Source organism: Pseudomonas sp. Z1-29 (assembly GCF_051131995.1).
Taxonomy (GTDB): Bacteria; Pseudomonadota; Gammaproteobacteria; order Pseudomonadales; family Pseudomonadaceae; genus Aquipseudomonas.
Window position 1 is genome coordinate 1,557,233 of record NZ_CP071645.1, and the last position, 14,470, is coordinate 1,571,702.

9 protein-coding genes are annotated in these 14,470 nt (G+C 57.5%); all 9 read left to right on the forward strand.

Features of this window, described 5'->3' with window-relative positions; all coding sequences use genetic code 11:
• Positions 1-20: 20 nt before the first annotated feature.
• The 9 genes from J3P84_RS07305 (at position 21) to J3P84_RS07345 (ending at position 14,199) form a co-directional block, all read left to right on the forward strand.
• Positions 21-947 (forward strand): chemotaxis protein CheV, encoded by a 927-nt coding sequence (locus J3P84_RS07305; protein ID WP_305499370.1) that lies wholly within the window; start codon positions 21-23, stop codon positions 945-947.
• A 54-nt stretch (positions 948-1,001) separates the two neighbouring features.
• Entirely contained in the window at positions 1,002-1,829 is an 828-nt protein-coding gene (gene cheR / locus J3P84_RS07310; protein WP_305499372.1) for a protein-glutamate O-methyltransferase CheR, read from the forward strand.
• Between the two features lie 354 nt (positions 1,830-2,183).
• A complete protein-coding gene (flgB, locus tag J3P84_RS07315; protein WP_434572378.1) occupies positions 2,184-2,591 on the forward strand; it encodes a flagellar basal body rod protein FlgB in 408 nt (135 codons plus the stop codon).
• Between the two features lie 3 nt (positions 2,592-2,594).
• Positions 2,595-3,038 (forward strand): flagellar basal body rod protein FlgC, encoded by a 444-nt coding sequence (gene flgC, locus J3P84_RS07320; RefSeq protein ID WP_434572380.1) that lies wholly within the window; start codon positions 2,595-2,597, stop codon positions 3,036-3,038.
• Positions 3,039-3,053: 15 nt separating this feature from the next.
• A complete protein-coding gene (gene flgD, locus J3P84_RS07325) occupies positions 3,054-3,773 on the forward strand; it encodes a flagellar hook assembly protein FlgD (RefSeq protein WP_434628997.1) in 720 nt (239 codons plus the stop codon).
• Positions 3,774-3,805: 32 nt separating this feature from the next.
• On the forward strand, positions 3,806-5,125 hold the full coding sequence (gene flgE, locus J3P84_RS07330) for a flagellar hook protein FlgE (protein WP_434628999.1): 1,320 nt from the start codon (positions 3,806-3,808) through the stop codon (positions 5,123-5,125).
• A 217-nt stretch (positions 5,126-5,342) separates the two neighbouring features.
• Positions 5,343-7,082, forward strand: a complete 1,740-nt coding sequence (locus J3P84_RS07335) for a type I secretion system permease/ATPase (protein ID WP_434629001.1) — start codon at positions 5,343-5,345, stop codon at positions 7,080-7,082.
• The gene (locus J3P84_RS07340; RefSeq protein WP_434629003.1) at positions 7,082-8,392 is read left to right on the forward strand and encodes an HlyD family type I secretion periplasmic adaptor subunit; all 1,311 of its coding nucleotides are present in this window, start codon (positions 7,082-7,084) and stop codon (positions 8,390-8,392) included. Before J3P84_RS07335 ends, J3P84_RS07340 begins: the two co-directional genes overlap by 1 nt.
• Before the next feature lie 59 nt (positions 8,393-8,451).
• Positions 8,452-14,199 carry a hypothetical protein gene (locus J3P84_RS07345; protein ID WP_434629005.1) on the forward strand — a complete coding sequence of 1,916 codons (5,748 nt, stop codon included), beginning with the start codon at positions 8,452-8,454 and terminating at the stop codon, positions 14,197-14,199.
• Positions 14,200-14,470: the final 271 nt, after the last annotated feature.

The window sequence follows — 14,470 nt, forward strand, 5'->3', positions numbered from 1 at the left end:
CGTTAGGTAGGAGTCAGGGCATGGCGGGAGTGATGGATTCGGTAAACCAGCGCACACAGCTGGTCGGTCAGAATCGCCTGGAGCTGTTGTTGTTCCGTCTCGATGGCCAACAACTGTATGGGATCAACGTATTCAAGGTTCGCGAAGTGCTGCAATGCCCTAAGCTGACCCTGATGCCGAAATCCAGTCCCGTCGTGTGCGGTGTGGCGAATATCCGGGGTGCGACCATCCCGATTCTCGACCTGGCAATGGCGACCGGTTCCGGTCGGCTGCTGGATCAGAGCAATCCGTTTGTGATCATCACCGAGTACAACACCAAGACCCAAGGGTTCCTGGTGCGGTCGGTGGAGCGCATCGTCAACATGAACTGGGAAGAGATCCATCCGCCACCCAAGGGCACCGGCCGCGATCACTACCTGACGGCGGTGACCCGGGTCGACAACCAGTTGGTGGAAATCATCGACGTGGAGAAGATCCTCGCCGAAGTGGCGCCGACCCCGGAGACGATTTCCGTCGGCGTGGTGGATGCCGAGACCCAGCACAAGGCGATTTCGCTGCGAGTCCTGACCGTCGACGATTCTTCAGTGGCACGCAAGCAGGTCACGCGGTGTCTACAAACGGTCGGCGTCGAAGTGGTCGCCCTCAACGACGGACGGCAAGCGCTGGATTACCTGCGTCAGATGGTCGATGAGGGCAAGAAGCCGGAAGAAGAGTTCCTGATGATGATTTCCGACATCGAGATGCCGGAGATGGATGGCTACACGCTGACATCAGAGATTCGCAGCGACCCGCGCATGCAGAAGCTGCACATCATCTTGCATACTTCGTTGTCCGGGGTTTTCAACCAGGCGATGGTCAAGAAAGTCGGCGCCGATGATTTTCTGGCCAAGTTCCGGCCCGATGACCTGGCGTCGCGGGTGGTCGAGCGAATCAAGGCAGCAGAATAAAGGTCGGGCGCGTTGTGCGCCCGGCAAGTCAACACAGTGAAAAGAGGCGGTATCTTGTCTACGGGTAATTTGGATTTCGAACAGTTCCGGGTCTTCCTGGAAAAAGCCTGTGGCATCTTGCTTGGTGAAAACAAGCAGTACCTGGTGTCAAGCCGTCTCAACAAATTGATGGAACAACAGGGTCTCAAGTCGCTGGGCGAACTGGTGCAACGCATCCAGACCCAGCCCCGCAGCGGTTTGCGCGAGATGGTGGTGGATGCGATGACCACCAACGAAACCCTGTGGTTTCGCGATACCTATCCCTTCGAGGTATTGAAGAACCGAGTGTTGCCGGCGGCCATCAAGGCCAGTCCGGGGCAACGCCTGCGCATCTGGTCGGCGGCCTGCTCGTCGGGACAGGAACCGTATTCGCTGTCGATGTCCATCGATGAGTTCGAACGCTCCAACCTCGGCCAGCTGAAGATGGGCGTGCAGATTGTCGCCACCGACCTGTCCGGGACCATGCTCAACAACTGCAAGACCGGTGAGTACGACAGCCTGGCGATCGGCCGTGGTCTGTCGCCTGATCGCCTGCAACGCTATTTCGATCCGAAAGGGCCGGGCAAGTGGGTGGTCAAGGCGCCGATCAAGAGCCGCGTGGAGTTCCGCTCGTTCAACCTGCTGGACAGCTATGCCAGCTTGGGCAAGTTCGACATCGTGTTCTGCCGCAACGTGCTGATCTACTTCTCCGCCGAGGTGAAGAAAGACATCCTGCTGCGTATCCACAGCACCCTGAAGCCGGGCGGCTACCTGTTCCTTGGCGCGTCCGAGGCGTTGAACGGCTTGCCGGATCATTACCAGATGGTCCAGTGCAGTCCGGGGATCATTTATCAGGCGAAGTGATTGGCCTGGGTTGTAAAAAACGGGAGCCCTACGGGGCTCCCGTTTTTTTTGCCCTCCAGTTCCTCCAATCCAACACATCCCTGTGGGAGCGAGCTTGCTCGCGATAGCGGCGGCACATCCAAAACCCATGTATCTGACAGATCGCTATCGCGAGCAAGCTCGCTCCCACATTTGTCCCCCATTGTCTGGATGAAAGCGGCAGAAAAGCGGCAGCCAGCGGAAACCGATTGCCGCTTTTCTGGCATTGCCGCTTTGCCGATCGCCGCAAAGCCCCGGTTTACGGGCTTTTGGAAAGTGGCACGGTGATTGCTAAAGCCATCGTACGAACATTCTGGTCACCCAAAGGTTTCCGCCATGAGCATCAGCTTCGATAAAGCGCTCGGTATCCACGAACAGGCCCTGAGCTTCCGCGCCCAGCGTGCCGAAGTCCTGGCCAACAATATTGCCAACGCCGACACCCCGAACTACAAGGCCCGTGACCTGGACTTTTCCAAGGTGCTCGCCGAGCAGAACGAAAAAACCAAGAACGGCCACTTCGCCTTGAACATGACCAACAACCGTCATATCGAAGCCGAAGGCGTTGGCAGTGGCGACGGATCGTTGATGTATCGCACGCCGATGCAGCCGTCGATCGACCAGAACACCGTGGATGCTCAACTGGAACAGTCCAACTACGCGGAAAACTCCGTGAATTTCCAGGCCAGCTTCACCCTGCTCAACAGTAAATTCAAAGGGCTGGTATCAGCCCTGCGTGGAGAGTAATTCATGTCGATCGCGAGCGTATTCAACATCGCCGGCAGTGCCATGAGTGCCCAGACCACTCGCCTGAACACCGTCGCCAGTAACATCGCCAACGCCGAGACCGTCTCGTCGAGCATCGACCAGACCTACCGCGCCCGCCACCCGGTATTCGCCACCATGTTCCAGGGCGGCCAGTCCGGCGGCAGCGACTCGCTGTTCCAGAACCAGGACGCGGCCGGGCAGGGTGTACAGGTACTCGGCGTGGTTGAAGACCAGAGCAACCTCGACGCCCGTTACGAGCCGAATCATCCGGCCGCCGACGCCAAGGGTTACGTCTACTACCCGAACGTCAACGTCGTTGAAGAAATGGCCGACATGATTTCCGCCAGTCGTTCGTTCCAGACCAACGCCGAAATGATGAACACCGCCAAAGCCATGATGCAGAAGGTCCTGACCCTCGGTCAGTGATAAGGGGCGAGTCACATGAGCGTCACCAATACCACCGGTTTGAGCCTCAACGAAGTACTGGCCAACTCCTCGGTCAAGACCAACACCACGACCGATGGCCTGGGCGCGGCGTCGGCTGCGGCGACTGGCAAGAAAGAGCTGGGCAAGGATGCGTTCCTGCAGTTGCTCGTCACTCAGCTGAATAACCAGAACCCGCTGGAGCCACAGGACAACGGCGAGTTCGTTGCCCAGCTGGCGCAGTTCAGCAGCCTGGAAGGCATCACTACCCTCAACGACACCGTCAAGGGAATTGCCAGCAACTACAACTCGTCCCAGGCCCTGCAGGCTTCTTCGCTGGTGGGCCGCTCGGTCATTGCCCCGGGCGACAAGGCGGTGGTCGACACCTCCAAGAGCTTCAACGGCACCGTGGTGGTACCGACATCGGTGTCGTCCCTCTCGATCAAGATCAACGACAAGGACGGCAAGACCGTGCGCACCATCGAGCTGGACAGCCAGAACGCTGGCAAGGCCGATTTCATCTGGGATGGCAAGAACGACGACGGCGTCACGCTCGAGTCGGGCACCTATACCTTCGCCGCCTCGACCACCATCGATGGCAAGGCGACTTCGCTGGTCACCAACCTGCCGGCCACGGTCAGCAGCGTCACGATCAGCCAGACCGGCGGCGAGCTGATGCTCAACCTCGCCGGCCTGGGCAGCATCCCGCTGTCACGCGTACAAACTATTGGTATGTAAGAGCCGACTAACCCGGCAAAAAGGAGTGCAATATGTCTTTCAATATCGGCCTTAGCGGTCTCTATGCAGCCAACAAACAGCTGGACGTGACGGGTAACAACATCGCCAACGTGGCGACCACCGGTTTCAAGTCGTCCCGCGCGGAATTCGCCGACGTCTACTCGGCCACCAAACTGGGCTCGGGCTCCAAGACCGTCGGCAACGGCGTGCGCCTGGCCAACGTTTCCCAGCAGTTCGGCCAGGGTGACGTGAACAACACCGGCAACGTGCTGGACATGGGTATCCAGGGCCAGGGCTTTTTTGTCCTGAGCAACAACGGTTCGCTGAGCTACACCCGTGCCGGTACCTTCAAGACCGACAAGGAAGGCTTCATCACCAACAGCGAAGGCACCGCGCGCCTGCAGGGTTATGGCGTGGATGCCAACGGCAAGATCCAGAACGGCATCCTGACCGACCTGCGCATCGACACGTCCAACCTGCCGCCCAAGCCCACCGACCTGATTTCTTCGACCATCAACCTGAACTCGACGGCAGACGCGATTCCGAAGACGGCGACCTACAAGTTCGATCCGGCCAACACCGCCACCTTCACCAAGCAGTTCACCACCCCGGTCTACGATGCCCAGGGCAACCAGCACTCCATGGACCAGTACATGGTCAAGACGGGCGCCAACACCTGGGACGTCTACACCCTGATCGATGGTCGTAACCTGGACGGTAATTCGCCGACCGACGCAACCACCCTTGCGGTCCCTTCGACCATGACTTTTGGCGAGAGCGGCGAGTTGCTTAAGGTTAGTACGCCAATGCCGTCGGGCGCGCCGCGCGAGAGTAGCGATCTGCTGCTCACAGGCTGGATTCCAGGCACCGTGAAAGATGGCGTGTGGAGCGCCAACGGTGCCGATGGCGCTGATACCATCACACTTTCCCTGGGCAAGACCACCCAGTTCAACGCTGACACCGCACGGTCGATTCCTACTCAGAACGGCTACGCCACCGGCCAGATCACCAACCTGACCATCGACGGCAGCGGTGTGCTGCTGGCGAACTTCAGCAACAACCAGACCAAGCCGATCGGCCAGCTCTCCCTGGCCAGCTTCACCAACGAGCAAGGTCTGCAGCCGGTAGGCGGCACCAGCTGGAAAGAAACCTTCGCGTCGGGCATCCCGGGCTACGACTCTCCGGAAACCGGCACCCTGGGTTCGATCGTCTCCAACTCCCTGGAAGAGTCCAACGTCAACCTGACCAACGAACTGGTCGAGCTGATCAAGGCCCAGAGCAACTACCAGGCGAACGCCAAGACCATTTCCACCCAGAGCACCATCATGCAGACCATTATTCAGATGACTTGATGGCAGTGGCTTGAAGAGAACCGACGTCGTGAGACGTCGGTTTTTTTATGCCTGAAATTCCTGGTGCGCGAGTTGCTTGCCGCTTGTCGGTTGGCTGGTGCGAAACTTGCGGTTGGGATCCAATCGCTTATGGAGCGTCAAGTTTCCATACGAATTCTGTCATCAAGTCAGTATTGACTGACGACACGGATGTTCTGAAACCAAGGGATGGATACAGTTGAAAACCGACAACGCTGTCAGTGCGCCTGTTGTTGCGCCTTCATTAAAATCGCTGTTGCGCCGGGGGCTGATCGGCGCTGCGCTGTTCTCCGGGGTGATCAATATCCTGGCACTGGTCGGCCCGGTGTTCATGCTGGAAGTCTACGACCGCGTCATCCCCAGCCAGAGCGTCCCTACCCTGGTCGCCCTGGGGCTGCTGGCGCTAGGGGTTTATGCGCTTTCGGGGCTGCTGGAAATCATTCGTTCACGGGTCATGGTGCGAATTGCCTCCTCGCTGGACCTGGCGCTGTCATCCAAGGTCTTTAAAGTCATCGCCGGTGCGTCACTGAAGACACCCATTACCGGCGACGCCTTGAAACCGGCCCAGGAGCTGGACCAGATTCGCGGTTTTATTGGCGGACCGGGCCTGGTGGCTTTTTTCGATTTGCCCTGGATGCCGGTCTATCTCGCCGTCTGCTTTTATATCCATCCGTTGTTTGGTCTCTTGACCGTCGGCCTGATGGTCATCCTTATCGGCCTGACCCTGATCACCGATCGCCAGACCCGCAAGCTGATGCAGGCTTCGGCCGATGCGTTGAACAAGCGCAACCACCTCGGTCAGCAAGCTCACCAGAACGCCGAAGCGCTGATGGCCATGGGCATGTTGGCCAACACGTCGAATATCTGGCAGAAGAACCACGGCACCTTCATCACGCTGCAGCGACGTTCGATCGACATCGGCGGTTTTTACGGTGGCATCTCCAAGACCTTGCGCCAGGTCGTGCAGTCGGCCGCCCTGGCCCTGGGGGCATGGCTGGTGATCAAAGGTGACTTGAGCGGTGGCACGATGATCGCGGCATCAATCATCGTGGCGCGGACCCTGGCACCGGCTGAGCAAGTGATTGCCACGTGGCGAAGTCTGCTGGGTGCCCAGATAGCCTGGAAGAAGCTGGTGGAAGTGTTCGCCCTGTTCCCTGATGCCCAGAGCAAGACCGAGCTACCCGCTGCTCATCGCAATTTGCAGGTCGAAAACGTTTTTGCGGCGCCGCCCGGCGCGCAGCGCCTGACCTTGCAAAATATCAACTTCATGGTCGCCGCGGGTACTGCCGTAGGCGTGGTAGGGCCGAGCGCATCGGGCAAGTCATCACTGGCGCGCGTGCTGGTCAACGCCTGGACGCCGGCCCGCGGGCATGTGCGGCTCGATGGTGCGCCGCTCGATCTGCTGACCGAACAGGCGCGAGGCAAGTTGATCGGCTACCTGCCTCAAAGCGTCGGCCTGTTCACCGGAACCGTCGCCCAGAACATCGCCCGGTTGGACCCTGCTGCACAGGACAGCGCAATTGTCAGCGCTGCGCAATTGGCCGGCGTGCATGAGCTGATCCTGCAATTGCCCCAAGGCTATGAAACCCAGGTGGGCGAGGGCGGGGTCAACCTCTCGGCCGGCCAACGGCAACGGGTGGCGCTGGCCAGGGCGCTGTTTGGTGATCCGTTCCTGGTGGTGTTGGACGAGCCGAATTCAAACCTCGATGCCGAAGGCGAGCAGGCGCTGGCCAAGGCCATCCTGGCGCTCAAGGCCCGTGGTGCAATCGTGATAGTGATTGCCCACCGCACCAATATCCTGTCGGTGATCGATCAGGTGCTGATCCTCGAACAGGGCGTACAGGCCGCTTACGGTCCGAGGGATGTCGTCCTTAAACGCTCTCCCGCAGCGCCTCCCCGGCCCTCCAGCAATGTTGTGGAACTGGGAGCGTCGAACTGATGCATACCGATCAAGAAGTCACTCTGACAGCTTCCTTGTCCCGTCATCTGCGTTGGGGCGCTATCTCGTTGCTGGTGCTGCTCGGCGGAGGGCTGACCTGGGCGGTATTCACCAATCTGTCCGGCGCAGTCATCGCCACCGGTGTGGTCGCGGTGGAGGGCAGCGTCAAGACCGTCCAGCATCCTACCGGTGGCATCGTCGCCGAATTGCTGGTCAAGGAGGGACAGGCCGTTGCCGCCGGAGACGTGCTGTTGCGCCTCGATGCCACATTGCCCGCCGCCAGCCAGGCCATCGTCAGTAAATCATTGAACCAGGCCTGGGCTCGGCTGGCTCGCCTGGAGGCCGAGCGCGACAATGCCGGCGAAGTCGCAATACCCAAAGAGTTGTTGACTCGCATGAGCCTGGAAGAGGCCAAGTCGGTCATGGCTATCGAGCAGCAATTGTTCTTCGATCGTCGAGCATCCCGCGAAGGCCAGAAAAAACAGCTTCGCGAGCGCGTTCAGCAACTCAACGAAACCATTGCCGGCCATGACATCCAGCAGAAAACCAAGCTGGAAGAAATCGAGCTTATCGACTCGGAATATCAGGCGGTCAAGACGCTGTTTGACAAAGGCATGATGACCCTCGACCGGGTCAATGCCCTGGCCCGGGGGATTGCCCGGCTGCGCGGCGAACGCGGTCAATTGATGGCCTCCATCGCCGAGGCACGGGGCAAAATCGCCGAAACCGAGTTGCAACGGCTCCAGGTCGACCAGACCTTCCGCAGTGAGGTGTCCCAGGAACTGCGCGACCTGCTGGCCCGCCAGGGCGAACTGATCGAGCGGGAAATCACTGCCAGCGACCAGCTCAAACGCATCGACATCACCGCGCCTATCGCCGGGCGCGTGCAGCAATTGGCGGTACATACCGTCGGGGGCGTCATTTCACCGGCCGAAGGGCTCATGCAGATCGTGCCGGCAGACGATGAATTGTTGGTGGAGGCGAAGATCAGTGCGCAGGACATTGATCAATTAACTGTCGGGCAATCCGCGACCTTGCGCTTGAGCGCGTTCAACCGCAGCACCACCCCAGAATTGACTGGCACCGTGGTGCGGCTGTCGGCGGATCTGATAGAGGACCAGCGCACCGGGGTGGGCTTTTATCTAGCGGGCATCAAGATTCCTCAAAGCGAATTGGCAAAGTTGCAAGGGCTGGCGCTGGTTCCGGGAATGCCTGTGGAGTCGCTAATCAAAACAGGTGACAGGAACGTCATGTCCTATCTGCTCAAACCTATCAGCGACCATGCCCAGCGAGCGTTTAAAGAAGGGTAAATCTTCTTACGTACCTGATGTTTTCAGCACAGTTTCCAACACACACAAGGAAGAATGTAATGGCAGCAATCAACGGGACCAACGGCGCAGATACGCTGGTAGGTACTGCAGGCGACGATCAGATACGCGGTTTGGCGGGCGACGATGTTTTGAGTGGCGGGGGCGGTAACGATCTTGTGATGGGAGGTGATGGCGCGGATCAGATCAACGGCGGCTCAGGTATCGACACCGTCAGCTATGAAGATGTAGTCAATGCCGTTGGCGTAACGCTGAACTTGAAAACAGGTTTGCATACGGGCGCTGCCAAGGGGGACACATTTACCGATGTAGAGGTCTACCGTGGGACGAGCTATGGGGATTCTTTCGTCAGCAGCACAGCGGCGGATTCTTTTGATGGTTTTGGCAGTATTGATACCCTTGATTACTCGACGTCCGGGCAGGGGATCAACATTGTCTCGTCGACAGCTGCTAGCGGCGCCGGCACCGGTGGCGACGCTGAAGGTGACTCCTTCATCAATATCGAAAATATTGTCGGCTCGGCTTACAACGATACGTTCACGCTCAACGCTAGCACTCTGACGTTATCGGGCGGCGCAGGTAATGATGTTTATATCATCGACGGTGCTTCTTACACGACGATTTATGAAGTCGCCGGAGGCGGCGATGACGAGATCCGTACCAATCAAAGCAGCATGACATTAAGTAATAATGTCGAACGCCTGACCTACACCGGCACGGGGAACTTCAAAGGTGTCGGCAACGCAGGGGACAATATCATCACTGGTGGTGCAGGTAATGATTTGCTAATCGGCGGTGCTGGAGCCGACCAATTCATCGGTGGTGCCGGCGTCGATGTGGTGAGCTATGAAGACGTAGTCAATGCAATTTCAGTGACGCTGAATTTAAAAACTGGCGTGCACACTGGAGTGGCATTGGGCGACACCTTCGCCGATATAGAAGTCTTCAAGGGTACGAATTACGCCGACACCTTTGTGAGTGGTAATCGCGTTGATACGATGGATGGATCGGTAGGTAACGACACGCTGAATTATGCTTCATCTGGCGAGGCGATCACTATGACAGTCGCTAATGGAGCTGGTGTAGGTGCAGGAGGGGATGCGCAAGGAGACGTCTTTACGAATATGGAATGGATTGTCGGTACGGTTTATGACGATACGTTCACCGTCACCGCTGGGGGTATGACATTTAACGGTGGTGCTGGGAATGATACTTATATCGTTAATGGCACCGGCTCCATGAGTATTTATGAATCAGCAGGTGGTGGAGTCGATGAAATCCGTACCACCCTGAACAGCGCCGTATTGGGGGCTGACATCGAGCGCCTGACGTACACGGGCACTGGTAACTTCACCGGACGTGGCAATGCGGGAGATAACATCATCACCGGTAGTGCGGGTAATGACTTGCTTATAGGTGGCGCAGGCGCTGACCAGCTAATCGGCGGTGCTGGTATTGACACGGTCAGCTACGAAGATGTAGCGAACGCTACATCTGTGACGCTGAATTTGAAAACCGGCGTGCACACCAATGTCGCTCAAGGCGATACATTTAACGGAGTGGAAGTCTTCAAAGGCACGAATTGGGGCGATACATTCATTAGCGGTAACGGCGTTGATACCTTCGATGGTTCTGCCGGTGCGGACACTTTGAGCTATTCCACGTCCAATCAAGCCATCAATATGAATGTTGCAAACGGTGCGGGTGTCGGTGTGGGGGGCGATGCTCAAGGCGATGTATACAGCAACATGGAGTGGATTGTTGGTACGGATTATAGCGATGTCTTTAACGTGACCGCCGGGACGATGAGTTTCACTGGAGGCATGGGCAATGATGTTTACATAGCCAGCGGAACGGGAGCCATAGGTGTTGTGGAAGCTGTTGGCGGTGGTGATGATGAAATCCGCACCTACCAGACCAGTGCTATTTTGAGCGCGAACGTCGAGCGCTTGACTTATACAGGTACCGCTAATTTCATTGGGCGCGGTAACTCAACCGATAACGTTATCACCGGTGGCTCTGGCAATGACCTGCTGATAGGGGGCGCGGGTGCTGACCAACTGATTGGCGGTGCAGGCATTGACACCGTCAGTTATGAGGATGAAAACACGGGCGTAGGTGTGACGGTGAACCTTAAGACCGGGTTACATACCGGCTTGGCGGCTGGTGATGTCTTCAACGGTATCGAAGCCTTCCGCGGTTCTGCGTACGGGGACACCTTTTACGCCAGCACGGCAGCTGACACTTTTGATGGTTCCGGTGGTAGTGACAAGTTGGATTACTCAGGTTCCGCCCAAGCAATTGTGGTGTCTGTTGCTAGCGGTGCTGGGACAGGTTTGGGTGGCGACGCTCAAGGTGATGTATTTAGCAACATCGAGGTGCTTACCGGCTCGGCCTACGATGATGTCTTTACCCTAAACGCTGGCAGTGTGACCTTCAATGGTGGTGCCGGTAATGACGTCTACGTCGTCAATGGCAGCGGCTCGATGGGAGTTGCTGAATTGGCAGGTGGGGGCGATGATGAAGTCCGCACCAACCAGGCCAGCGCAGCGTTGGGCGCCGAAGTCGAACGTCTGACCTACACCGGTACCGTTAACTTCACGGGTCGCGGAAACGCCGGCGACAACATCATTACCGGCGGTGCGGGCAACGACCTATTCATAGGCGGCGCCGGTGCCGACCAATTCATAGGTGGTGCCGGGACTGATACGGTCAGTTACGAAGACAGCACCAGCACCGGCGTTACGGTCAACTTGAAAACCGGCGTCCATACGGGTATTGCCATGGGCGATACATTCTCCAGCATCGAAGTGATTCGCGGCAGCAATAGCGGCGATACATTCTTCAGTGGTGCTGAAGCTAACAACTTTGATGGCGGGACCAGCGGTGGCGGCACTGATACGATTGATTACTCGCTATCGGCTCAGACCGTCAATATCACTCTTGCGACCACGGGCGTAGGCAGTGGCCAGGGTGGCGATGCGCAGGGCGATACTTACATTAATATCGAGAAAATCGTCGGCTCGGCCCAAGACGATATCTTCACCACGGGTGCCGGTACGTTTACGTTGCAAGGCGGGGCGGGCAATGATCTTTACGTCATCAATGGCCCGGCCTATCAGACAGTGATCGAGACCGCCGGTGGCGGGGATGACGAGATTCGCACGAGCCTTGCCAACATTTCGATGAGTGCCGAAGTCGAACGCTTGACCTACACCGGCACCGGTAATTTCACCGGTACCGGTAACGCCAGCAACAACATCATTACGGCTGGTGTTGGCAACGACCTGCTTTTAGGGGGGGCGGGGGCTGATCTTTTTGTCGGTGGCGCAGGGACTGACACCGTCAGCTATGACGATGCCACTACTGGGGTCACGGTTAATCTCAAAACCGGTGTTCACACAGGCATTGCCGCTGGCGATACCTTTGACGGCATCGAAGTCATTCGTGGTTCCAAGTACAGCGATACCTTTGTTGCCGGTGCAAGCGTCGACAAGTTCGAGGGCGGCACCGTCACTGCCGATAATATCGACGTTGTCGACTACTCGCTTTCCTCTGGGCCCATCAACCTGACCCTGGGTTCCGGGGCCGGTACCGGTACCGGTGGCGATGCCGAGGGCGACAGTTTCTCAGGCATCGAGAAGGTCATCGGCTCGGCCTACGACGATGTGTTCAACTCTGCCACAGCGGGCGGCTTCAATCTGCAGGGTGGAGCAGGCAACGATCTCTACATCGTCAACGGCAATGCTACGGCAGTAATCACCGAGGCCGTTGGTGGCGGTGATGACGAAGTGCGAACCAACATCGCCAGCATGGGTTTGCACAACAACGTCGAACGCCTGACCTATACCGGTACCGGTAACTTCACCGGTCGTGGCAATGCCTCCGACAACATCATCACCGGTGGGGCCGGTAATGACACCTTGCTTGGCGGCGGAGGCGCCGACAGTTTCATTGGCGGCAGCGGTACGGACACAGCCGCGTATGACGACAGTACCGTTGGTGTGACGCTCAACTTCAAAACCGGCATGCACAGCGGCATTGCCGCCGGTGATACCTATACCGATATTGAGGTTATCCGCGGTTCACAGTACGCCGATACGTTCATGGGCGGTACGACCGCAGACAAATTCGACGGTGGCGCGGGCAATAGTGTCGACGTGGCGGATTATTCTCAATCCGTCCAAGGCGTAACGCTGACACTGGGTGCATCTGGTGTCGGTTCGGGCACCGGGATGGGAGGCGATGCCGAAGGGGATAGCTTCTCGGGCATCGAGAAAGTTGTCGGCTCGGCCTATAACGATTTCTTCATCGCTAACACCAATTCGATCGGATTCACTGTGCAAGGTGGTGCGGGCGATGATGTCTATGTCCTCAATAACGCTACCTATGGGGCGATTGTTGAACTGGTGGGGGGCGGCATCGATGAGGTGCGCACTAATCAGGGGTACTACCAGCTCAGTGCTCAAGTCGAGAATTTGACTTATACCGGCACTGTCGGTTTCCAAGCGCGGGGTAACGCACTGGATAACGTCATCACCGGAGGTGTTGGCAACGATATCCTGATGGGGGGAGATGGCGGTGACACCTTCATCGGTGGAGATGGCATCGATACGGTCAGTTACAACGACATCGGGCCGATCGGCGTGACGCTCAACTTCAAGACTGGTGAACATACGGCTATCGCCAAGGGCGATACGTTTGACAGCATCGAGAAGTTCGTAGGATCGGGTAGAGACGATATCTTTATGGGTAATGAACAGGCCAATAATTTCGATGGTGCTCTCGGCAGAGACACTGTCAGTTTTGCCTATGAAACCTCGGCCATCACGCTGGACCTCACCCAGCCTTTGGCTGGCGCTGCGGCAGGGGACACCTACGCCAACATCGAGAACTGGGAAGGGACGGCATTCAACGATACGTTGATTGGCGGAACTGGCACCGAGACATTTATCGGTGGAAAAGGCGCTGACTTCATCGACGGCGGAGCCGGCGCTTCCGACGCAGCCTGGTACATCGGCAGTTCGTCAGCGGTGCAAGTGAACCTGCAGGCGGGCACCGTCACCGGAGGCGATGCAACCGGTGATGTGCTGGTTAATATTGAGGGCCTGCATGGCTCGGAGTTCGGCGATATCCTGACCGGTAACGCTGTTCAAAACGAGATCTATGGCGGTGAGGGCAATGATCTGGTCTATGGCGGCGACGGCAATGACTACATCTATGGTGGTAGGTACGAGCCCTATGCCTTTAATGGTCCCGATCGCAGTGGCCCTGCCGAAGCAGATGAACTGCACGGCGGTAATGGCAATGACGGTATGTTCGGTGCCAACAACGATGCTGGCAGCGTCCTGCACGGAGATGCCGGCAATGACAACATCACGGTTTACGCCGGCATTGCTTACGGTGACGAAGGCAGTGATTCACTGGTGGGGGTGGGCCCCGAGTACCAACTGCATGGAGGTGCCGGTTCGGATACCTTGAACATGGTCGGTGGTGGCTATGCCTATGGCGGTGAGGGCAGCGACACTTACAAGGCGCAATCGTCCACCAGCGTAATGATCAAAGACGAAGGCACTTCCAGTGGTGATGTGGTCCAGCTCCTGAACATCCAGTCCTATGCGGATGTGATGATCAAGACGGATGGTACCAATGCTTTCATTTTCAATGCCGTCGAGTGGAATTCGGGTAACCAGAACAATGCGGTCATTCTTGCTGACTGGTACGCGGGCTCCAATACCATTGAGTCCTTTCAGACTGCCAATGGAGATGTATTCACTATTCCCGTCTAAGTCTGGCGAAAACTGCGGCTGTCATTGAGTCTTGGCAGTTGCGGTCATAAAAACACACCGAGGGTCAGTTGAGGCTGCACAAGGAGCCCCTCGCAAGAGGGGCTTTTTCATGGGCGATGGTTTTGTATTGTTTGTGCCGGCCTCTTCGCGAGCAGGCTCGCTCCCACAGAGAGGACACATTCCAATGTGGGAGCGAGCCTGCTCGCGAAAGCGGTGGGTCAGTCAACACTTTATTCCAGACAAAAGAAAACCCCCGATAAACCAGCGGTCT

What these genes read in the sequence shown, in the direction of transcription:
- J3P84_RS07305 (WP_305499370.1), top strand. Translation starts at nt 21, where the DNA reads ATGGCGGGAGTGATGGATTCGGTAAACCAGCGCACACAGCTGGTCGGT.
- flgE (WP_434628999.1), top strand. Translation starts at nt 3,806, where the DNA reads ATGTCTTTCAATATCGGCCTTAGCGGTCTCTATGCAGCCAACAAACAG.
- flgB (WP_434572378.1), top strand. Translation starts at nt 2,184, where the DNA reads ATGAGCATCAGCTTCGATAAAGCGCTCGGTATCCACGAACAGGCCCTG.
- J3P84_RS07340 (WP_434629003.1), top strand. Translation starts at nt 7,082, where the DNA reads ATGCATACCGATCAAGAAGTCACTCTGACAGCTTCCTTGTCCCGTCAT.
- J3P84_RS07345 (WP_434629005.1), top strand. Translation starts at nt 8,452, where the DNA reads ATGGCAGCAATCAACGGGACCAACGGCGCAGATACGCTGGTAGGTACT.
- flgD (WP_434628997.1), top strand. Translation starts at nt 3,054, where the DNA reads ATGAGCGTCACCAATACCACCGGTTTGAGCCTCAACGAAGTACTGGCC.
- flgC (WP_434572380.1), top strand. Translation starts at nt 2,595, where the DNA reads ATGTCGATCGCGAGCGTATTCAACATCGCCGGCAGTGCCATGAGTGCC.